Below are 20,462 nucleotides of genomic sequence, written 5' to 3'. Positions count from 1 at the left end.
CCGTGCCGTGCGCGGCGTGGCATCCTCGGCCGGCGCCGCAGCCGGCGGACGTGCGGCAGAGCCGATGGACCCACGGGGGGCAGGACAGTGACGATGAGCGAGCCGGACGGCGACAGGCCCGAGTCGAGCGCGACGGCCGACGTCGCGCTGATCACCCGGGCGGTGACGGTGGCGGCGAGCGTGGAGTCGGCCGGCTCCGAGGTGCTGGTGGTCCGCCCCGAGGGGCTCGTGTCCGGGCTGACGGTCGGTCCCGGGGACCTGGTGGAGGTCTACTGGGCCGGCACCGACGAGGAACGCTCGCTGCCGGCGCGGATCGCCGAGGTGGAGAGCAACGGGTCGCCCCTCTGGCGGCTGACCGTGACCGGTCCGAGCACGCGCAGCCGGCGCCGCAAGGCCGTGCGTGCCGCGGCGGTCCTGCCGGTGACCATCCCGTGGGCCGGCGGGCAGCTGACCGGCGTGACCGAGGACCTCAGCGAGGCGGGGCTGCGCGCCCGGCTGGACGGCTGGGGTCTCCCCCCGGAGCCCGGGACGGAGCTGGGCCTCGGGATCAGCCTCACGGCGGACGACCTCGTGACCGCGCGCGGCAGGGTGGTGCGGCTGCAGGACCACGGGGGCACGTGGACGGTGTCGGTGGAGTTCGTCGACCTCCCGGAGCGCGACGCCGACCGCGTGCGCCGGTCGGTCTTCGGCGCGCTGCGCGAACAGCGGGCCGCCGAGACCGCCGACGACTGACCCGCCGGCCGGTCAGCCGCCGTCGACCTGGGCCACCAGCCGGGCGAGGCGGTCGTGGACCTGGTCCACCACGGTCGACGCGTCCGGGTCGCAGAGCCGGGTGCCGTCGGCGGCCAGCCGCCCGCCGACCCACACCTGGTGCAGGTTCCGCAGCGAGCAGGCCAGGACGTACGTGCCATAGGCGTCCCACACCGGGCCGGTGTCGGGATCGCGCGGGTCGACGACGAGGAAGTCGGCGTACCGGCCGACCCGCAGCGTGCCCACCCGGTCGTCGACACCCAGCACCTCCGCGGAGCCCCGGGTGTGCAGGTCCAGGACGTCGCGGACCGGCAGCGCGGACGGGTCCCGGTACGTGGCGCGCACCAGCGCCAGCGCCGTCCGCATGTTGGAGAACGGGTCGCTGACGTCCGTGCACGACTGGTCGTCCAGGCCCATGCCCACCCGCATGCCGGCCGCCCGGATCTCCGGGATCCGGGCGACGCCCGACGCCAGCCGGCCGTTGCTCATCGGCTGCCAGCTCATCCCGCAGCCGGCCGCCGCGGCGGCCGCGATGATCTCGTCGGAGGTCTGGATGAAGTGGCCGAACACCAGGTCCGGGCCGAGCGCGCCGGCGTCGGCGTACCAGGCGAACTTTGACTGCTGCAGCTCCACGTCCTGCGCGGTCTCCAGGAAGTGCGGCTGGTTGAGCAGCCCGTGCCGGCGCATCGCGGCCACCTCGACGTCGGCCGCGGCCGGGTCGTCGGCCCACTGCACGGTGCCGCTCAGCGCCACACCGAGGTGCAGCGACGGGTCGACGTCCCTGGCGGCGTCGACCACCTCGTCGAGCTGCGCCAGCGCGTCGGCGGGGGAGACCCCGCCCTGGCCGAGCATCACGCTGTGCACGTGCCGCAGGCCGGCGTCGGCCTTGCCGCGCAGTTGCGCGTGGGTGAACGCGGTGTCGGGCAGGGCGGCCTCGTACCGGGCGTCCCCGGCGGTGAACGGCAGTCCGGCGGAGGTGAAGTCGTAGGCGCTGGTGATGCCGTTGCGGAGGAAGTCCTGCGCGCCGTGCCGGGTCAGCCAGTAGACGTCCTCGGCGTCGGCCGCGTCGGTGTAGCGGGTCATCGCCTGGATCCACCCGTACAGCGACTGGTCCATGCCCAGCCCGCGCGACGCCGACGTGAACAGGTGGCTGTGCGCTGACACGAACCCCGGGCCGACGAGCTTCCCGCCGGCGTCGAGCACCTCGTCCGCGACCACGTCGGCCGGCGGGTCGCCCGGCTCGATCGCGGAGATCCGGCCGTCACCGTCGACGGTGAACCAGCCGCGGAACGGATCAGGACGGTCGGGGTCCATGGTCAGCAGGACGGCGTCGCGCACGAGGAGCAGGGTCACGCCGCCGACCCTGACCGGCTCACGTTGCCGCGCGGTGACGACGACGTTCCCGCGCGGTCAGCAGGTCCCGGAGCCGGGCGGCGACGTCGGCCTCGGGCACCGTCTGCAGGACGCCGTCGCGCACCACCACCCGCCCCCCGACGACGACGTGCCGCGGACGGCGGCCGGGGGAGGCCCACAGCAGGCCGGCCACCGGGTCGGCCACGCCCGCGTCGGCGACCCCGGTGACGTCCCAGCAGACGAGGTCCGCGCGGGCGCCGACCGCGAGCCGGCCGAGGTCCGTCCGCCCGAGCCCGTCGGCCGAGCCGCGGGTGGCCCAGGTGAGCACCTCGCGGGCCGCGACCGGCCGGCCGGCCAGCGGGGCCACCTGCAGGGCCAGCCGCGCGTCGGCCAGCAGGTGCCCGGCGTCGTTGGAGCCCCCGCCGCTGGTGCCGAGGCCGACCGGGACCCCGGCGTCGGCCAGCGCCGCCATCGGGGCGACACCCCAGCCCATCGGGAGGTCGCAGCCCGGGGCGTGCGTGGCGGTGACCCCGGCCGACGCCAGAGTGGCCACTTCGGCGGGGGTGATGTCGCAGAGGTGCGCAAGGGTCACGTCGGGCGCGAGCCACCCCCACTCGTCGAGCAGCTCCAGCGGCCGGCGCCCGTACCGCTCCTGCGCCCGGACGACGTCGACCTGCTCGTTGGCCTGCGTGCGGCGGCGCAACCCGTGCCGGGCCGCCACCTCGGCGAGCAGCCGGAAGGTCTCCGGGCCGTCGCTGTGCACCCCGGCCGGGCCGACCGCGACCTGCAGCATCCCGTCGTCGGTCACCCCGCCGTGCGGGACCAGGGCCGCGACCGCCTCGGCGGAGGCGGCGGCGACCCCGGGATCGTCCCCGGCGCTCCCACGCACGAACGCCAGCCGCGCGCCCACCTCCCGGGCCGCCTGCGCCGCGGCCCGGGCGAGACCCACCCCGCCGTCGGCCGGGAACGGGTCCCGGGGCCAGGTCAGGTGGTGGTCGGCGACCGTGGTCACGCCGCAGAGCAGCGCCTCCGCGAGCCCGGCCCACGCCGCCGCGTGCTCCAGCTCCTCGTCCACCCCGGCGGCCGCGTACGCGGCGGCCATGGTCGGCAGCCACTGCGCCATGGGGACGCCGCGGGTGCCCGGCAGCGTCCGGAACGCGGTCTGGAGCAGGTGGTGGTGGGCGTTGACCAGCCCCGGCGTGACGACGCAGCCGGAGGCGTCCAGCACCTCACCGGTCCCCGCGTCCGCGGCGATCAGGCCGTCGTCGCCGCAGACGACGTCGCCGGGGACCTCCTCGCCGGTCGCGGTCCACACGGCCAGGGCGTCGCGCACGATCAGCACGCCGGCGACCCTCGCAGCCGGGTGTTCCGGTCACGTGACGACGACGTCCGCGCGCGACATCCGGTGGCAACGCGGCCGACCTAGCGTGCGCGGGGTGCCGACCCGACTCCTGACCGAACTCTCCGCCCCCGCGCTGACCGCGGCTCTGGGCCCGGACAGCGTGCTGGTGCTCCCCACGGGGGCGATCGAGCAGCACGGCCCGCACCTGCCGGTGGCGACCGACCTGATCACCGCGCAGTCGCTGGCCGAGCGCGCGGTGAAGCGGTTCGGCGACGAGCTGGACCTCTGGCTGCTGCCGCCGCTGGCGTACACGAAGTCCAACGAGCACGCCTGGTCGGCCGGCACGTTCTGGCTGTCGGCGGAGACGCTGACGGCGGTGCTGCGGGACCTCGCGCGCAGCGTCGCGACGACCCCCGCGCGGCGGCTGGCGTTCGTCAACGGCCACGGCGGCAACTCCGCGCTGCTGCAGGTCGTCGCCCGCGACATCCGCGTGGAGACCGGCCTGCGGACCTTCACGCTGCACCCGCGGCTGCCCGCCGACCAGGGCGGCACCAGCCCCGAGGGCGAGCTGGGCATGGGCGTGCACGGCGGCTTCGAGGAGACGTCGGTGATGCTGCACCTGCGGCCCGACCTGGTCGACATGAGCCAGGCCGACCGCTGGGTGCCCGAGCACCTGGCCGGCTACCGGCACGTGCGCTTCGGCGGCTCGGTGAGCTTCGGGTGGACGTCGGACGACTTCGGCCCGGCCGGCGTGATCGGCGACGCGCGGGAGGCCACGGCGGAGGCCGGCGCGGAACGGGCCGCCGCGGCGGTCGACTACCTCGGCGAGGCGCTGGCCGAGGTGGCCCGCTTCGACCCCACCCCGCCCTGAGGGCTCAGCCCGGCGGTGCGGCCCGCAGGTAGGTGAGCACGGCCGCCACCCGGCGGTGGGTGTGCGGCTCCTCCCCGCCGAGCTTGGCGAAGATCGACCCGATGTGCTTCTCCACGGCCGACTCCGACAGGTGCAGCGCCTGTGCGATGCCGCCGTTGGCCAGCCCGCGGGCCATCTCGTGCAGCACCTCGCGCTCGCGGTCGGTGAGCGTGTCCAGCACGTCCCGCGGGCCGGTCCGGCGCCGCGCGACGAGGGCGTCCACGACCCGGCTGTCCAGCGCGGTGCGGCCGGCGCACACCTCGCCGAGGGCGCGGAGCAGCTCGGTCAGGTCGCCGACCCGCTCCTTGAGCAGGTACGCCATCCCGTCGGTGCCCCCGGCCAGCAGGGCGTCGGCGTAGGCGCCGTCCGCGTGCTGGGAGAGCACGACCACCCCGGTGCCCGGGTACCGGGCGCGGATCGTGCGCGCGGCCTCGATGCCCTCGGTGCCCTCGGGCATGCGGATGTCGGTGATCACGGCGTCCGGGCGCTCGCGGTCCACGGCGGCCAGCAGCTCCGGCGCGCTGCCGACGGCGGCGCAGACGGTCACGCCGCCGTCCTCCAGGAGCGCGCGCAGGCCCTCCCGCAGCAGGTAGTGGTCGTCGGCCAGGACCACCCGCAGCGTCATCCGAGCAGCGGGACGTCGGCGGTGAGCGTGGTGCCGCCACCCGGCGTCGACCACACCCGCAGCGATCCGCCGACCGCCGCGACCCGGTCCCGCAGCCCGGTGAGCCCGGCCGACCCCTCCGCCCGGGCGGCGTCGAACCCCCGGCCGTCGTCGGTGACGTCGATGCGCAACCGGTCCTCCTCGAGCTCCATGCGAACCGTGGCGCACCGCGCGTCGGCGTGCTTCAGGGTGTTGGCCAGCGCCTCGCACACGGTGAAGAACGCCGCGCCGGCCACCGAGGGGGCCAGCCGGCTCTCCCGCACGCCGGGCCCGCAGGCAACCTCGACGTCGATCGGCAGCGAGCCGGTGCGGCTCTCCACGGCGGCGACCAGCCCCTGGTCGGCCAGCGTCGCCTCGTGGATGCCCGAGGCCAGGGCCCGGAGGTTGCGCAGCGCGTCGGCGGCGTCGCCCTGCAGCGTCCGCAGGGTGCCGTCCAGCCGGTCGACGTCGGCCCGGCCGAGCTGGTTGCGGGCCAGCGCGATCCGGGCGATGAGGGCCGCGAGGTCGGACTGCGCACCGTCGTGCAGGTCCCGCTCGATCCGCCGCCGCGCCGTCTCCTCGGCCGCCACGAGCCGCTCGCGGGAGGCGGCCACCTCGGCCAGGCGCTGCTCGAGCTCCCCGGCCAGCCGGGCGTTGGTCAGCGCCATCGCGACCTGCCGGGCGAGGGTCTCCACCCGCAGCCGCGCGTAGCCGCGGCCCCGGCCGGTGATCGAGGGCCCGACCGCGATGGTGCCGACGTCGGTGTGCCCGTGCGGCAGGCGGGTCGTCAGCACCGGTTGCTCGCCGTCGTGCGGTTCCCGGCCGACGTGCACCACCGGCCCGTCGGCGACCTCCAGCCGCAGCCACTGCGTGCCCAGGCCCTCCATCGCGGTGCCGGCGATGGACTCGGCCAGCGCCTGCCGGTCGAGGGTGTGTTCCAGGGTGTCGCCCAGGCGCAGCAGCAGCTCGTCGCGGGTCACCTCCTCGCCGAAGGTCAGCCGGCCGGCCCGGCGCACGAGGCTGCGGCGCACCGGGTCCAGGGCGAGCGCGGCCAGCACCGAGACGACGACGGCGACGGGCAGGTCCGACCCACCGACCGTTATGCCCAGCAACCCGGCACCGGCGACGTACGCGCCCAGGACGAGCGCGGTGAGGACGGCGAACGGCACCGTGGCACGGACCGCGCCGAGGGCGTCGAAGGCCGTCGGCGCCGCGATCCCGATGCCGAGGGCGATGGGCAGCAGCACGTGGCAGGCGATGGCGACCGAGTCCGCGGCCACCCCGGGCAGCGCGCCGGCGTCGGCCAGCGCGTTGACCGCGAGCCCGACCAGCAGGACCAGCAGCGCCACCAGCGGCCAGGCCATCCGCCGCCGGTCGGCGGGCCCCAGCCGCCGGTACCGCACCGCGGCCACGATCGCGGCGGCCAGCGGGCCCAGCGCCAGGGCGCTCTCGTGCACCGTCTCGGCGACCGGGCCGAGCCACGACAGCGCCGGCACGTACGCGGGGCTGTCGACCGTCGGCAGCACCAGCCCGTCGGACTTGGCGCTCCACTCCAGCACCCAGGTCGGGACGACGCGCTCGCTGCCGAGCAGCAGCGCCACCGGCACGACGACGGCGAGCACGGCGAGGACGGTGACCAGCCGGCGCTCGGCGGCCAGGTGCGGCACGCCGTCCGGGTAGCGCACGAGCGAGGCCGCCTGCGCGGTCACCGCGGCCAGGCCCAGCACCTGCGCGCCCAGGTTCGCCGCGACGAAGCCCCCACCGGCCGCGCCGTCCTGCACGGCAGCCAGCAGCCACACCGAGCCGGCGAGCCAGGTCAGCGCGGCGCACCCCGACACCAGCAGCCGCACCGCCGCCCGGTTGTCCGGCTGCACGACGCACGCCCAGGCGCCGACCGCGCAGGCGACCACGAACGAGAGCGACCACGAGGGGCCGAGGGTGCCGAGCGCCCCGGCGGCGACCAGTCCGCCGGCCGTCGCCGCGGTGGCCGCGGTGGCCCAGCCGACCAGCAGGGCGAGGACCCCCGGGCGCGGCACGGGAGCAGGGTGGCACGGCGGGCGGCCGCGGGGGAGGGGGTGGACCACCGGTCCGGGGTGCGGTTCCCCGCAGGTCAGGTCGGGGGTCCGCCGCGTTCTCCGCCGTGCGCGCCGTCCCTAGCGTCGCCGGCCATGGACACACTCCCCGGGACCCCCGTCGACCGGATCCTGACCGCGTCGCTGGCCGTCTCCTCCGCACTGACGCTGCTGTCGTCGCTGCTGTACGCGGTCAACGGCTGGGAGGACGGCGCGGCGGCCGTGCTGCAGATCGTCGGCGGGGTGCTCGGCGCGCTCGCCGTCGTCCGGCTCGTCACGTACCTGCGCGACCTGCCCTGGCTGTCGGCGGCAGTGCTGGTGCTCGGCCTGGCCGGCGCGTGCGGGGTGGTCGCCTACGGCATCAACACGATCGCCGTCGGCCTGGGCGGGCTGGACCTGATCGACAAGTCCGGCGCGGCCGCCGTGCTCAAGCCCCTCGGCCTGTTCTGGCCGCTCGCGCTGCTCCTCGCCGGCATCGGGCTGCTGCGCGGCCGGCGGGTGCCCTCCGGCGTCGCCCTCGGCATCGCCGTCGCCGCCGTCGCCTTCCCGGTGACCCGGATCGCCAACCTCGCCTGGCCGGCGGTGGCCGTGGACGTCGTCCTGCTCGCCTGCCTGGCGGCCCTGCCCGTCGTCCTCCGGGACGCCGAGCAGGCGCCGCACCCGGTGCCCGCCGCCACCCCCTGACCCCGGGTGGTGCCGGGCGCCGGGCCCGGCGGCGGTCACCCCGCGGTGACCTCGTGGATCTGGTCGGCGACCAGGCCGTGCGCCTCGCGGTGGGCGGCCGACGCGGCCTCGGGGTTGGGGGCCTCCACCAGGCAGAAGATCATGCCGTTGGCCTCGTCGAACCAGTAGTTCCGGTAGTCCACGCCGTAGCGGCCCTGGACCTTCAGGTCCTCGGCGTGGGCTCCGGCCACGTCCTGCGCGGTGGTCCCGTCCGGCACCTTCTCGTGGACGTCCATGTAGAGCGGCATCTCGGTGTCCCCTCGTCCTCCTCGTGGTCCCCGTGCTCGTCGAGCGTCCCGCCGGACGCGGCGGCCGACCATGACCGCGACCCCGCAGGACCTGTCCGGAACCACGCGAGTGGGCGCGGCGGGCAGGAAGGCGCTGGTGGCGCGGGACGGCGAGGTGGAGGCTCGCCGCTGCCACGACAGCGACAGGAGTCCGCCATGACCGCGACCGTGCCCGCCGCACCGGTCGGTTCCGAGCTCCACCGCGCGCTGGGCGCCCTGCGCCTGCGGGGCGCGATCTTCCTCCGCGGCGAGTACTCGCCGCCCTGGGCGGTGGAGTCGTTCTCCGGCACCCTCCTGGCCCAGATGTTCGCCGGCGCCGCCGAGCGCGTCATCTACTTCCACGTGATCGCGGCGGGCCGGTGCTGGGTCGAGGTCGACGGGGGCGAGCGGCACTGGGCGCGTGCCGGGGACGTCGTCGTCCTGCCCTACGGCGACACCCACCGGATGGGTGGCGCCCAGGACGCCGTCGTGGTGGCGGCGACCACCCTCCTGGGCCCGATGCCCTGGCCCGACGTGCCCCTGCTCCGGCACGGTGGCGCCGGACGCGAGACGACCAGCATCGTCTGCGGCTACCTGGCCAGCGACGACCCGCTGTTCGACCCGGGCCTGCGGGCCCTCCCGCGGGTGATGGTGGTCCGGCCGGTGGGCCCGGCGTTGCAGTTCGTGCAGGCCAGCATCCACTACGCGATGCTGCAGACCACCCGGGTGGCCGATCGCGTCGAGGTGTCCACCGAGGTCCCGAGGCTGCTGCTGGTCGAGATCCTCAAGATCCACCTGGCCAGTGCCCCGGCCGCCCACCGCGGCTGGCTGACCGCGCTGCACGACCCCGTCCTCGCGCCGGCGATGGCCGCGGCCCACGCCGACCCGGGCCGCAAGTGGTCGGTGGCGGACCTGGCCGCCGTCTCGGTGGTCTCGCCCTCGGTGCTGGACGCGCGCTTCCGCGACGTGTTGGGCCTCCCGCCGATCCGCTATCTCTCCGCCTGGCGGATGCACCTGGCCCGGGAGTTCCTCGAGGCCACCGACCTCGGGGTCGCGACCGTCGCGCACCGCGTCGGCTACGCCTCCGAGGAGGCGTTCAGCCGCGCCTTCAGCCGGCACCACGGCACGGCCCCGGCGGCGTGGCGCCGGCGGTCGGCCGGGCGCGCCGGGGCCCGGCCGGCGGGGCTCCCGCCGGGAGGCGGGGACGGCGGTTCCCCGGTGGTTCCCGCCTCTTCGGCGCGGTCCGGGACGGACGGACCCGTCACGTCCAGACCCTCTGGTCCCGTGCATCCCACGTGACACGGGCGGCACCTCGGGCGTCACGGGACGGCAACGTCTCCGTGGCACTGTGGCCTGGTGACCGCCGCAGCACCCGGCGCCCCGCTCGGCCCGCGCACCTCGGTGCCCGGTCCCCAGGACGCCGCAGCACCGGACCACACCGCCGCCGACGCACCACCGCGCACCGCCGAGCACGCCCGCCTCGCCGAGGCGGGCAGCATGTCGGCGCCCTGGCGGACGTGGGGCCCCTACCTCGCCGGCCGGCAGTGGGGCACCGTGCGCGAGGACTACTCCGAGGACGGCGACGCCTGGGCCTCGTTCCCCTTCGACCACGCGCACGCCCGCGCCTACCGGTGGGGCGAGGACGGGCTGGGCGGCATCTGCGACCGGTTCGGCTTCCTCAACTTCTCGATCGCGCTGTGGAACGGCAAGGACCCGATCCTCAAGGAGCGGCTTTTCGGCCTCACCAACGAGGAGGGCAACCACGGCGAGGACGCCAAGGAGTACTGGTGGGCCGTCGACGGCACCCCCACGCACTCCTGGATGAAGTGGCTGTACCGCTATCCGCAGGCGGAGTACCCCTACGCCGAGCTCCGCGAGGAGAACGCCCGCCGCTCGAAGCTCGAGCGCGAGTACGAGCTCGCCGACACCGGGGTCCTCGACGGGGACCGCTTCTTCGACGTCCAGGTGACCTACGCGAAGGCCGGCCCCGAGGACGTCTGCATCGTCGTCACGGCGACCAACCACGGTCCCGACGCCGCACCGCTGCACCTGCTGCCGCAGGTCTGGTTCCGCAACACCTGGTCGTGGGGCGGGGACAAGCGCCAGGGCGTGATCTCGCAGCTGCTGGCGCCCACCCTCACCGTCTCCGGGCTGGAGGCGGTCGAGGCCGAGCACGGCTACCTGGGCCGCTACGTGCTCGCCGCCGAGGGCTCGCCGACCGTCCTGCACTGCGAGAACGAGACCAACGCCGTCGCCCTGTTCGGCGCGGCGCGCAACACCACGAAGTACCCCAAGGACGGCATCGGCCGCCGCGTCGTGGACGGCGACCGCACCGCGGTCAACCCCGCCGACACCGGCACGAAGGCCGCGTTCTGGTACTCGTGGGACTCCGTCGCGCCCGGCGAGACCGTCAGCGTGCGGCTGCGGCTGCGGCAGGCCGATCCGGACGACGCGGTGTTCGGTGAGGAGTTCGACGCCGTCCTCGCGACGCGGGCGGCGGAGGCCGACGAGTTCTACGGCACCGTCATCGACCCGGGTGTGGCCGACGACGACCGGCACGTGGCCCGCCGCGCCTATGCCGGCCTGCTGTGGACCAAGCAGCTGTACCGGTTCGACGTCTCCCAGTGGCTGGACGGCGACCCGGAGTCGCCCGCGCCGGAGTCCCGGCGCAAGCGCGGCCGGCGCAACTCCGGCTGGCGGCACCTGGCGCTGGCCGACGTCATCTCGATGCCGGACGAGTGGGAGTACCCGTGGTTCGCCGCGTGGGACACCGCCTTCCACTGCATCCCGCTCGCGCACGTGGACCCGGACTTCGCCAAGGAGCAGCTGGTCCTCATGTGCCGGGAGTGGGCCATGCACCCCAACGGCCAGCTGCCGGCCTACGAGTGGGCCTTCGGTGACGTGAACCCGCCGGTGCACGCCTGGGCGGCCTGGCACGTCTACCGGATCGACGGCTACCGCGACCGGCAGTTCCTCATCCGGGTCTTCACCAAGTTGCTGCTCAACTTCTCGTGGTGGGTGAACCGCAAGGACGCCACGGGGTCCGGCCTGTTCGAGGGCGGCTTCCTCGGCATGGACAACATCGCGCTGTTCGACCGCTCGGCTCCGCTGCCCCCCGGGTACCGGCTGGAGCAGTCCGACGCGACCAGCTGGATGGCCTTCTACTGCCAGCAGATGCTCAAGATCGCCCTGGAGCTCTCCCGCTTCGACCAGGCCTGGGACTCGACGGCGACGAAGTTCCTCGAGCACTTCCTGTCCATCGCCCAGGCGATGAACAACTTCGGCAGCCACGAGGAGTCGCTCTGGAACGAGGAGGACGGCTTCTTCTACGACGTCCTCGTCGCCCCCGACGGCACCGCCGAGCCGCTGCGGGTGCGCTCGATGGTCGGGCTGCTGCCGATCCTGGGCGCCACCGAGGTGCCCTCGTGGATCCAGTCGGAGTGCCCCGACGTCGCCAACCAGCTGCGCTGGCTGCAGCGCCGCCGGCCCGAGCTGGTCGGTCCGCTGCGCAGTCGGTCGGCGCCCGAGGGCCGCAAGATGATCCTCTCGCTGGTCGACCGCGAGCGGCTGGAGCGGATCCTGCGCCGGATGTTCGACACCGAGGAGTTCCTGTCGCCCTACGGCATCCGCTCGCTGTCCAAGGCGACCGGGCACGTGGTCGCGCAGGTCGGCGGGCGCGACGTCTCCATCGAGTACGAGCCGGGGGAGTCGCGAACCAAGCTGTTCGGCGGCAACTCCAACTGGCGCGGCCCGGTCTGGTTCCCCGTGAACGTGCTGCTGGCCGACAAGCTGCGCACGCTGGGCCGCTTCTACGGCGACTCGTTCACCATCGAGATCCCGACCGGCTCGGGCAACCACCGCACGCTGGTGGAGGCCGCGGACCTCATCGACTCGAGCCTGACCGGGCTCTTCCGGCCGGTCGAGGGCAAGCGGCCCGCCGACGGCAAGCGGATCGAGTCGACCGAGTCACCGCTGTGGCAGGACCACCCGACGTTCAGCGAGTTCTTCGACGGCGACACCGGCGAGGGCCTCGGCGCCTCCCACCAGACCGGGTGGACGGCGCTCGTGGCGCACCTCCTCAACCCGCGGCTGCCCCCCGACCCCCGCTTCACCTGAGATGGAGTGCGGGAGGGCAGGAAACCTGCTCTCTCGCACTCCGCATCAGCTGCGGGCGGCGGCCACGACCTCGGCGAGGGTCTGGTCGTCGCGGGCGACCCAGGCGCGGCCGTCGTCCCCCAGCACGATCGGCCGCTGGATCAGCTTCGGGTTCTCCACGAGCACCCGGATCCAGGTGTCGGCGTCCCGGGGGGCGTCCTTCAGCCCGAGCTCCTTCGCGCGTGGCTCGGCCATCCGCGTGACGTCCCACGGCTGCAGCCCCAGGGCGGCCAGCGCGGTACGCAGCTCGTCCTCGGTCGGCGGCTCGTCCAGGTAGCGGCGCAACCGGTAGTCGACGCCGGCCTCGTCCAGCTGGGACCGGGCGGTGCGGCACTTCGAGCACGAGGGGTTGAACCAGACCTCCACGCCCCGAGCCTAGGGGCCCGGACCGGCCGGATCAGGCCGGGGTTAGGGTCGACGCCGTCTGTTGCTGAGGTCCCCCGGACCCGACGAGGGGAGCCGCCACGTGAGCGATCGGGAGCCAGGTCCCCCCGGGGACGACGGCCCGGCGTCGCCGCCCATCCCGTCCTTCGCGTCGCTGCGCTCGCCACAGCGGCGGTCCGCCATGGACCTGCTGCTGTTCCCCGAGCCCGTCGACGAGCCCGCCGCGGAGGCCGTTCCGGAGAGCCGGGAGCAGCAACCCGAGGCTGCCGCGCCGGCCACCGGGCCCCGCCCGGCGGAGTGGGGCGATCTCGTGCTCCTCGGCGTCCACCTGGGCCGCTGCGTCACCCGGGGACTCCGCTCGCTAGTGGGGAGCTGACAGCTCCCGAGAACGCCAGAAGGGCCACGGCGCAGTGCGCCGTGGCCCTTCTGTTGCGTCGTCAGATCAGACGGCGCGGACGTTCTCCGCCTGCGGGCCCTTCTGGCCCTGCGTGACGTCGAACTCGACCTGCTGGCCCTCGTCGAGGGACTTGTAGCCAGAGCCGCTGATGGCGGAGTAGTGGCAGAAGACGTCGGCGCCGCCGCCGTCCTGGGCGATGAAGCCGAAGCCCTTCTCCGCGTTGAACCACTTCACAGTTCCGGTAGCCATGCTGTTCTCATTCCGTGCTGGAGGTGTCCGCACCCGGCAGAGAACCGGGGCGGGGTCGCCGCACCGACCGGCAGGACCGAGAGGAACGTCAGGCACAGAGACGACTGCGGACGTCCGAGAACGAAGCAGAGGTACGACAGCGACCGATGCCCACTGTAGGGGATCACTCGCTCCAGGTCGATGTCCCACCGCAGAACTGCTTCCTGCGGGGGGTCGAGGTCACCAGCGCAGCGGGTGCGTCTGGCGGGACTGGGCGGTCCGGCAGGCCCGGCAGTTGCCCCACGTCACGATCGACAGCGGGGTGGTCGGGCCGCCGCACTCCGGGCACTCGACGCCCTCGGCCGACTGGGTGCGGGCCTCGTCGATCTGCTGGGCGCGCTCCTCGTGGATCGCCTGGTTGCCCTTGCACGTGCAGCCGAGATGGGTGTTCGTGCAGCGTCCGCGATTTTCGGACATGCGAGCCTCCTTGCGTTGGCTCGACGCTACCCCGGCCCGGCGGGCGCCCCGAGCGTTCTCCGCGGATCTTCCCCGTATCGAGTCCCGGGGCCCGCGACTGGGCGACACTCTCGGGGTGCGTCGGATCCTGCTCCGCCGGATCCCCGGCGGCCTGGTCGAGGCCGTGGAGCGGTCGGCCGGGGAGGAGGTGCCCGCCGTCGTCGCCCGGGTCCCGCTCGAGGAACTGCCCGACCACGTCCGGGGCCACGAGGGCGCCGCCGTCCGCTGGGTCTGGGACGACACCACCCGCTGGTACCCGGGCCTGCTCGCCGCCGGGGTCCGCGTGCAGCGCTGCACCGACCTGCGGCTGAGCCACGCGGTCCTGCGCCGGTCGCCCGCCGTCGACCAGGCGCTCCTCGCGGGCACCGACACCCCCGGCTGGGACGCCCTGGCCCCCGCCGGGGACGCCGACGCCGCGCTCTTCCCGCTCGCCGATCCCGCCGACGCCCTCGACGCGGCCGCGGAGGACGCGCGCCAGCAGGCGGCCCTGGCGGCCTCCCCGCAGCGCGGACGCCTCGCGCTGCTGCTGGCCGCCGAGTCCTCCGGTGCGCTCACCGCGGCCGAGATGACCGCCGCCGGGCTGCCGTGGCGGGCCGACGTGCACGACCGGCTGCTCACCGACCTGCTGGGCCCGCGGCCGGCGGGAGGTGCGCGGCCCGCCGTCCTGGAGCGTCTCGCCGGCGAGATCCGCACCGGCCTCGCGGCGCCCCGGCTCAACCCGGACTCGCCGGTGGAACTCCTGCGCGCGCTGCAGCACGCCGGCCTCCCGGTGGAGGACACCCGCTCGTGGACGCTGGAGCGGATCGAGCACCCCGCCGTCCCCGCCGTCCTCGAGTACAAGCGGCTGGCCCGGCTGCTGGCGGCCAACGGCTGGGCCTGGCTGGACACGTGGGCCCGCGACGGCCGGTTCCGGCCCACGTTCCTGCCCGGGGGCGTCGTCACCGGCCGGTGGGCGTCCTCCGGTGGCGGCGCCCTGTCGGTGCCCACCGTCGTCCGCCCGGCGGCGGTCGCCGACGACGGCTGGCGGCTCGTGGTCGCCGACGTCGCCCAGCTCGAGCCCCGCGTGCTCGCCGGCATGAGCGGGGACACCGCGATGGCCGAGGCCGCGCGGGCCGCCGACCTCTACGAGGGGATGGTCGCCGGCGGGGCGGTGGCCACCCGCACCGAGGCCAAGCTCGGCATCCTCGGCGCGATGTACGGCGGCACCCGCGGCGAGAGCGGGCGGATGCTGCCCCGGCTGGCGCGGCGCTATCCGCGGGCCATCGGGCTGGTCGAGGAGGCGGCGCGGGCGGGGGAGCGCGGGGAGGTGGTGACCACCCTGCTCGGCCGCGGCTCGCCCCCGCCGACGGGCGCGTGGGCGCAGCGGCCGGTCGACCTGGGGGAGGCGCCGGAGGAGTCGGCTCCGCGGGCCGACCGGGACCGCGACCGCCGCGCGTGGGGTCGGTTCACCCGCAACTTCGTCGTCCAGGGGACGGGCGCGGAGTGGGCCCTGTGCTGGCTGGCCGACCTGCGGAACCGGCTCTGGGAGCTGGGGGAGGGCCGGCTGGAGCACCGGCCGCACCTGGTCTTCTTCCTGCACGACGAGGTGCTGGTGCACACCCCCGAGGAGCTGGCGCCGGCCGTGGTGACGGCGGTGCACGCGTCGGCGGCGGAGGCCGGCCGGCTGCTCTTCGGGTCCTTCGGCGTGGACTTCCCGCTCGACGTCGCCGTCGTCCGCTCCTGGGCGGACGCCGGGTAGACGCACGGGACCCCCGCAGCCGGGCGGCTGCGGGGGTCCCGGGGTGTGCTCGGTGCGTGCGGGCTACTTGCCCCGCTCGGCCTCCAGCGCGGCGGCGACGCGGCGGTGGGCCTCCCAGATCTCCTCGGGCATGCCCGGGAAGAGCTTCAGGTGCTCCTCGCGGTGGCCCATCTCCTGGCACCAGCGCTCGGTGTCGATGGTGAGGAGCTTGTCCAGGTCGGCCTGGTCCACCTCCATGCCGTCGAGCTGGAGCTCCTCCTGGAGGGGCACGACGCCGACCGGGGTCTGCCGGCCGGTGACCTCGCCGTTGCGCAGCTGCATGAGCCACAGCAGCGGACGGAGGTTGTCCCGGTACCCCGGCCACAGGAAGTGGCCGTCCTCGCCCCGCTGGAACCAGTTCACGTGGGCGAAGATCGGCTGGTCCTTCGCGGCGCCGATGATCTTCAGCCAGTGCGCGGCGTAGGCGCCCTCGGAGTAGGCCATGAACGGGCGCATCGACATCGGGTCGTAGCGCAGGACGCCCTCGGTGCCCTCGGCGGCGAAGGTCGCCTCCGCGCCCAGGGTGAGGCCGTCGTAGACGCCCTCGGGCAGGTCGGTGATCGCCCGGATCAGCGGCTCGCGGTCCCGGGTGCGCCCGCCGAAGATGATCGCGTCGACCGGCACGCCCTTGGGGTTCTCGTAGTCCGGCGCGATGTTCGGGATGTTGGCCAGCGTGGTGGTGAAGCGGCTGTTCGGGTGGGCCCAAGGGGCGCCCTGCTCCGCCTCGGACCGCTCGCTGATGAGCTTGCCCTGCCAGTCGCGCCACCCGGTGACGTCGGCCGGCGGCGTCTTGCTCTTGCCCTCCCACCAGACGTCCTGCGTCTGCTCGTTGTAGGCGACGTTGGTGAAGATCGTCCCGGTGCCCGGGCCGATCGCCTCGACGGCGGTGGGGTTGGTGGCCTCGTTGGTGTCCTTGGCGACACCGAACGCCCCGTACTCGGGGTTGATCGCGTAGACGCGGCCGTCCTCGTCGTCCACCCAGAGCCAGGCGATGTCGTCGCCGTAGAAGTGCACCTGGTAGCGGTCGCCGAGGGCGTCCGGCGCCAGGATCATGGCCAGGTTCGTCTTGCCCGACGCGCTCGGCATGCCACCGCAGATGTGGTACGTGCGGCCGGTCTGCTTGTCCGTGATGCCGAGGAGCAGGAACTGCTCGGCGAGGAACCGGCCCGAGGCCCAGCCGTCGTAGGTCGCCTGGCGCAGGCCGTGGGCGATCTTGCCGAGCAGCGCGTTGCCGCCGTAGGACGAGCCGTAGTGCAGGATCGTCCGCTCGTCGGCGAGGGTGACGAAGTAGCGCTGGTCGTCCGGGGTGCCGTGGCCCAGGTCGTCCAGGTCGCCGGTGACGTGCACGCCGCGGACGAAGCTGTCCTGGTCCTCGAGGTCGTTGACGTACTGGACGCCGACGCGGGCCATGCGGTTCATGTGCAGCACGACGGTGCGCGTGTCGGTCAGCTCGACGCCGGTCGCGAAGGACTCCAGCGGCGACCCGGGCGGCGCCATCACGTAGGGGACGACGTACATCGTCTTGCCGGCCGAGGCGCCCTTCATGCGCTCGGTCAGCAGCGGGCGCATCTCCGAGGCCGGCTTCCAGTTGTTGTAGACGCCCTTGTCGCCCTCGTTGTTCGTCGCGACGACGGTGCGCTCCTCGGAGCGCGCGGTGTCCTTCGGGTGACTGCGGGAGTAGTAGCGGCCCTCCCCGGCAGGCAGCAGCTCGCCGGCCTCCAGCGCCTCCTGGACCAGCCGGGCGTCGTCGGAGGCGTTGACGACCTCCACCCGGGCTGCACCGGTGTGCTCGGCCCACTGGCGGACGAAGTCGCGGACGCGACTGTTCGTCACTCCTGCTTCGTCGAGCACGGCGTCAATGGCTGCCACGACTGCACCTCTCCCTCGCGGACACCTCTCCATCGCGCCACCCGACGTGCGCGCTGCGGCCCGCTGGGTCGGCAACTTACCGATCCCCACCCCCGCTGCTGACGGCAGTGGGGCCGGAGTCACCCGTTCCAGCACCGTTCTCCGGCCCTCTCCGGGGCCCAGCGGTCGTCTGGGACGTCTGCAAGCCCTGGTGGGAGCCCCTGTCGCCTCCTCCGGTGTGGGATCCGCCACGTCCGGCCCCACGTCGACGCAACAGGCCGCCGGCGTCCTACACGGTCAGCCGCCCGTGGGCCGCGAGCCGCGCCGGGCACCTCCTGCCGAAACGGGCCCAACGCGTTGTCACGAAACGATGACGCGTCTACCGTCGCCTCGTCCGGCCGGTCCTCACCTCTCCAACCGGGGAGCCCGGCGGACGCCGCCGAGTCGCTCCACGAGATCCCTCGTGGGCGAGCCGGGGACCCACCGCAGTACTGGGGTGAATCCCGCTCCGGACGCCTGTTCCGGAGCCGGTAGGGCTGCTTCCCGCCCGAACCCGTCAGCTAACTCGGTAGGCGGCCGACGGAAGAAGCCACCCCACCTCATGCACCACCGCACCGACGCCCAGCACCGTCCTGCCCACCGGGCCCCGGCCCCGGAGACCGCTCCGTTCCCCGTCGCGCCCGAGACCGCCTCCCTCGAGACCCCTGCGCCGTCCGCCGCCCGTCGTTCCCCGGCGGCCCTGCGCCGCCGGCCCGGTCTGTACCTCGGGGTGGCCGCCGCCGGCGCCGTCCTGGTCAACGTCCTGGTGGGTGTCGAGCCGCCGGCCCAGGCCGAGGACGGCGTCACCGAGTCGGTGAGCGTCGCCGCGGCGCTCGGGCTCTCCGCGCAGGGCGGCCCCGAGCAGGCGGAGCCGGACCTCGAGCCGCTGTCGGGGCTCGCCGCCAGCCGCGGCAGCCGCGAGGCCGCGGAGGTCTCGGCCCAGCAGGCCCAGGCCGCCGCCGACCAGGCCACGCTCGACCGGCAGCGCGCCGAGGCCGAGGCGGCCGCCGCTGCCGCCGCGCAGGCCGCCGCCGCGCAGGCCGCCGCCGAGGCCGCCGCGGCGCAGGCCGCCGCGGCACAGGCGCCCGCACCCAGGGCCGCCGCCCCGGCCCCGAGCGCCGGATCCGCCCCGCAGGCCGGTGGCGCCGCCGCGGCGGCCGGCACCACGGCCAGGGCCGTCGCCCGGATCAGCAACAGCTCCGGTCCCGTGTCCGGACGGGTGCAGGCCGCGGCGAACGCCGTCGTCAGCAACGTGCCCGGCGCCGGCTCGATCACCCTCGGCGGCACCCGCCCCAGCGCCGCCGACCCCGCCGGGCACCCGTCGGGCAACGCGCTGGACTACATGGTCCTGTCCGACCAGTCGCTGGGGAACGCGATCGTGGCCTACCACGTGGCGCACTGGGACGAGCTGGGCGTGGACTACCTCATCTACCGGCAGCGGATCCTGCAGTCGCCCGGCGGCTCGTGGTCGACCATGGCCGACCGGGGCAGCGCCACGGCCAACCACATGGACCACGTGCACGTGAACTACCGCTGAGCGGTGTCCGCGCCTGCGAGCCGCGGGCGCGGACGCCGGCGGTCAGTGCTTCTTGTCGCCGGCCAACCGCTCCATCTGCGAGGTGGTGTCGGCCTTGGCCTTGCGGTCGACCCGCTTCTCCTTGATCGACTTGCCGGACTTCTTCGTCATCGAGTGACGAGGGGACTTGTCGGCCATGGGGAGCTCCCTGATCGGGAACCTGGACGGCTCCGTGGGCGAACCGTACGCGCGGCGGGAGGCCTCGAGAGCCCTCCGCGCCGGGCGCTGATCAGGAGCGGCAGATGCAGCCCCGGGCGGCCCCGCCGGCGGCGGTCGCGGTTGCGGCGGCCCGGCAGAACCGCAGGCTGATCGGGTCGTGGTCGTCGAGGGCGTGCGGGCAGGCCGGGCAGGCGCCGCCGTCCTGCGGGTCGGTCCGCACCTCGGGGGTGGGGGAGGCCGCGCCGTCGCTGACGTAGGAAGTGGGGAAGGTGCTGTGGGCCATGGGGACGCCCTGACTCCGCCGGGTGCGGCGGGCTGGTCGATCGTCGGATCCGGCGCCGCGGCGGAGGCTGCGCTCGAGGAGGATCGACACCGGCCACGCTACGCGCCCCGTGCCGTCCCGAGGAGTTCGATGACCCGCCGCTGCCGCACCCGCACCGCCCCGGCGGGGGACCGGTGATGGAGGCGCTCCCGGAGGGGCTGACCGGGACGACCCTGGCGCTGCTGCTGGCCGCCGCGTTCGCGGCGGGCTGGATCGACGCCGTGGTCGGCGGGGGCGGTCTGCTCCAGCTGCCGGCGCTGCTGCTGGTCCCCGGCATGAGCCCGGTGCAGGCGCTGGGCACCAACAAGCTGTCGTCGGTCTTCGGGACCACGACCAGCGCGGTCACCTACGCCCGCCGGGTGCACCCGGACCTGCGCACCGCGCTGCCCATGGCGGGGGTGGCGCTGGTCAGCAGCGCGGCGGGCGCCTCGGTGGCGTCGCTGCTGCCGGCCGCGGTGTTCAAGCCGGTGATCGTGGTGGCCCTGGTCGGCATCGGCGTCTTCACGCTGCTGCGGCCGCAACTGGGCGAGGTGACGGCGCTGCGGCACACCGGCCGGCGCCACCACGGGACGGCGCTGGCGATCGCTGCCGGCATCGGCTTCTACGACGGCATCCTCGGCCCGGGGACCGGCTCCTTCCTGGTGTTCGCCATGGTCTCGCTGCTCGGCTACGACTTCCTGAACGCCAGCGCGAAGGCCAAGATCGTCAACGTCGCGACCAACGTCGGGGCGCTGCTGGTCTTCGCGCCGCAGGGGGCGGTCTTCTGGGGGCTGGGCCTGCTGATGGGCGCGACCAACGTGCTGGGTGGCTACCTGGGTTCCCGGACGGCGACGGCCCGGGGGAGCCGCTTCATCCGCGTCGCGTTCCTCGTCGTGGTCTCCGTGCTGGTGGTCCGGGTCGGCGCGGACGTGTGGACGGAGAACGTCCGGCCGCTGCTCGACTGAGCTCGCGGAGGCCCCGGCGCCGGTAGGTTCCCCGCCGCACGGGCGGAAGAGATCCGCG

General features: G+C 74.9%; 20 protein-coding genes and 1 riboswitch. Of the genes, 9 read left to right on the top strand and 11 right to left on the bottom strand.

Translation table 11 applies throughout. The features are described from left to right. The first annotated feature begins 93 nt into the window (after positions 1 to 93). Positions 94 to 732, top strand: coding sequence for a PilZ domain-containing protein (locus tag N555_RS0118630; protein WP_029433006.1), 639 nt, complete (start codon positions 94 to 96; stop codon positions 730 to 732). A gap of 12 nt (positions 733 to 744) precedes the next feature. Here the strand turns inward: N555_RS0118630 and N555_RS0118625 are convergent, their stop codons facing one another. Both N555_RS0118625 and N555_RS0118620 read right to left on the bottom strand, forming a co-directional pair. Beyond that, complete coding sequence (locus N555_RS0118625) at positions 745 to 2,103, bottom strand: amidohydrolase family protein (protein WP_156036424.1); 1,359 nt, start codon at positions 2,101 to 2,103, stop codon at positions 745 to 747. 19 nt (positions 2,104 to 2,122) lie between these two features. Beyond that, positions 2,123 to 3,445 (bottom strand): amidohydrolase family protein, encoded by a 1,323-nt coding sequence (locus N555_RS0118620; RefSeq protein WP_051684230.1) that lies wholly within the window; start codon positions 3,443 to 3,445, stop codon positions 2,123 to 2,125. A gap of 94 nt (positions 3,446 to 3,539) precedes the next feature. Between N555_RS0118620 and N555_RS0118615 the strand changes: the two genes are divergently transcribed. Continuing rightward, positions 3,540 to 4,316 carry a creatininase family protein gene (locus N555_RS0118615; RefSeq protein WP_029433003.1) on the top strand — a complete coding sequence of 259 codons (777 nt, stop codon included), beginning with the start codon at positions 3,540 to 3,542 and terminating at the stop codon, positions 4,314 to 4,316. A gap of 4 nt (positions 4,317 to 4,320) precedes the next feature. Here N555_RS0118615 and N555_RS0118610 read toward each other — a convergent pair whose 3' ends face one another. Continuing rightward, positions 4,321 to 4,980, bottom strand: a complete 660-nt coding sequence (locus N555_RS0118610; protein ID WP_156036423.1) for a response regulator transcription factor — start codon at positions 4,978 to 4,980, stop codon at positions 4,321 to 4,323. After that, a complete protein-coding gene (locus N555_RS27010) occupies positions 4,977 to 7,034 on the bottom strand; it encodes a sensor histidine kinase (protein ID WP_051684229.1) in 2,058 nt (685 codons plus the stop codon). The genes N555_RS0118610 and N555_RS27010 overlap by 4 nt, the downstream gene beginning before the upstream one ends. Before the next feature lie 132 nt (positions 7,035 to 7,166). Between N555_RS27010 and N555_RS0118600 the strand changes: the two genes are divergently transcribed. Beyond that, positions 7,167 to 7,754, top strand: coding sequence for a hypothetical protein (locus tag N555_RS0118600; protein WP_029433000.1), 588 nt, complete (start codon positions 7,167 to 7,169; stop codon positions 7,752 to 7,754). A 35-nt stretch (positions 7,755 to 7,789) separates the two neighbouring features. Here the strand turns inward: N555_RS0118600 and N555_RS0118595 are convergent, their stop codons facing one another. Next, positions 7,790 to 8,041, bottom strand: a complete 252-nt coding sequence (locus N555_RS0118595) for a DUF4242 domain-containing protein (protein WP_029432999.1) — start codon at positions 8,039 to 8,041, stop codon at positions 7,790 to 7,792. 195 nt (positions 8,042 to 8,236) lie between these two features. Here N555_RS0118595 and N555_RS0118590 point away from each other — a divergent pair, with 195 nt between their 5' ends. Both N555_RS0118590 and N555_RS0118585 read left to right on the top strand, forming a co-directional pair. Next, complete coding sequence (locus N555_RS0118590) at positions 8,237 to 9,358, top strand: AraC family transcriptional regulator (protein ID WP_081866346.1); 1,122 nt, start codon at positions 8,237 to 8,239, stop codon at positions 9,356 to 9,358. Between the two features lie 57 nt (positions 9,359 to 9,415). Then, a complete protein-coding gene (locus tag N555_RS0118585; protein ID WP_197029077.1) occupies positions 9,416 to 12,175 on the top strand; it encodes an MGH1-like glycoside hydrolase domain-containing protein in 2,760 nt (919 codons plus the stop codon). 45 nt (positions 12,176 to 12,220) lie between these two features. On the opposite strand, the gene N555_RS0118580 is transcribed toward N555_RS0118585, so the two are convergent. Then, on the bottom strand, positions 12,221 to 12,580 hold the full coding sequence (locus N555_RS0118580; protein WP_029432996.1) for an ArsC/Spx/MgsR family protein: 360 nt from the start codon (positions 12,578 to 12,580) through the stop codon (positions 12,221 to 12,223). A 100-nt stretch (positions 12,581 to 12,680) separates the two neighbouring features. Between N555_RS0118580 and N555_RS0118575 the strand changes: the two genes are divergently transcribed. Further along, complete coding sequence (locus N555_RS0118575; RefSeq protein ID WP_029432995.1) at positions 12,681 to 12,974, top strand: hypothetical protein; 294 nt, start codon at positions 12,681 to 12,683, stop codon at positions 12,972 to 12,974. Between the two features lie 66 nt (positions 12,975 to 13,040). Here N555_RS0118575 and N555_RS0118570 read toward each other — a convergent pair whose 3' ends face one another. After that, positions 13,041 to 13,244, bottom strand: a complete 204-nt coding sequence (locus N555_RS0118570; protein ID WP_029432994.1) for a cold-shock protein — start codon at positions 13,242 to 13,244, stop codon at positions 13,041 to 13,043. A 219-nt stretch (positions 13,245 to 13,463) separates the two neighbouring features. Continuing rightward, a complete protein-coding gene (locus N555_RS0118565; RefSeq protein ID WP_029432993.1) occupies positions 13,464 to 13,700 on the bottom strand; it encodes a hypothetical protein in 237 nt (78 codons plus the stop codon). Positions 13,701 to 13,815: 115 nt separating this feature from the next. Between N555_RS0118565 and N555_RS0118560 the strand changes: the two genes are divergently transcribed. Then, a complete protein-coding gene (locus N555_RS0118560) occupies positions 13,816 to 15,477 on the top strand; it encodes a bifunctional 3'-5' exonuclease/DNA polymerase (protein WP_029432992.1) in 1,662 nt (553 codons plus the stop codon). Between the two features lie 63 nt (positions 15,478 to 15,540). Here the strand turns inward: N555_RS0118560 and N555_RS0118555 are convergent, their stop codons facing one another. After that, a complete protein-coding gene (locus N555_RS0118555; protein WP_034511473.1) occupies positions 15,541 to 17,385 on the bottom strand; it encodes a phosphoenolpyruvate carboxykinase (GTP) in 1,845 nt (614 codons plus the stop codon). Positions 17,386 to 17,791: 406 nt separating this feature from the next. Continuing rightward, a riboswitch (cyclic di-AMP (ydaO/yuaA leader) is annotated at positions 17,792 to 17,954 on the top strand. A gap of 11 nt (positions 17,955 to 17,965) precedes the next feature. On the opposite strand from N555_RS0118555, the gene N555_RS29155 reads away from it, so the two are divergent. Next, positions 17,966 to 18,940: a hypothetical protein gene (locus N555_RS29155; RefSeq protein WP_304412924.1), complete on the top strand. Its 975-nt coding sequence runs from the start codon at positions 17,966 to 17,968 to the stop codon at positions 18,938 to 18,940. A gap of 42 nt (positions 18,941 to 18,982) precedes the next feature. On the opposite strand, the gene N555_RS29000 is transcribed toward N555_RS29155, so the two are convergent. Both N555_RS29000 and N555_RS26205 read right to left on the bottom strand, forming a co-directional pair. Continuing rightward, positions 18,983 to 19,117 (bottom strand): hypothetical protein, encoded by a 135-nt coding sequence (locus tag N555_RS29000; RefSeq protein WP_255347369.1) that lies wholly within the window; start codon positions 19,115 to 19,117, stop codon positions 18,983 to 18,985. A 91-nt stretch (positions 19,118 to 19,208) separates the two neighbouring features. Beyond that, positions 19,209 to 19,421: an RGCVC family protein gene (locus N555_RS26205; RefSeq protein WP_034511470.1), complete on the bottom strand. Its 213-nt coding sequence runs from the start codon at positions 19,419 to 19,421 to the stop codon at positions 19,209 to 19,211. A gap of 176 nt (positions 19,422 to 19,597) precedes the next feature. Between N555_RS26205 and N555_RS0118530 the strand changes: the two genes are divergently transcribed. Then, complete coding sequence (locus N555_RS0118530) at positions 19,598 to 20,404, top strand: sulfite exporter TauE/SafE family protein (RefSeq protein ID WP_029432989.1); 807 nt, start codon at positions 19,598 to 19,600, stop codon at positions 20,402 to 20,404. Positions 20,405 to 20,462 lie beyond the last annotated feature (58 nt).

Origin of the sequence: Blastococcus sp. URHD0036, from assembly GCF_000701365.1 — a bacterium.
Lineage (GTDB): Bacteria > Actinomycetota > Actinomycetes > Mycobacteriales > Geodermatophilaceae > Trujillonella.
Note: the sequence above shows the minus strand (reverse complement) of the source record. Positions and strands in the feature narration are given on the sequence as shown.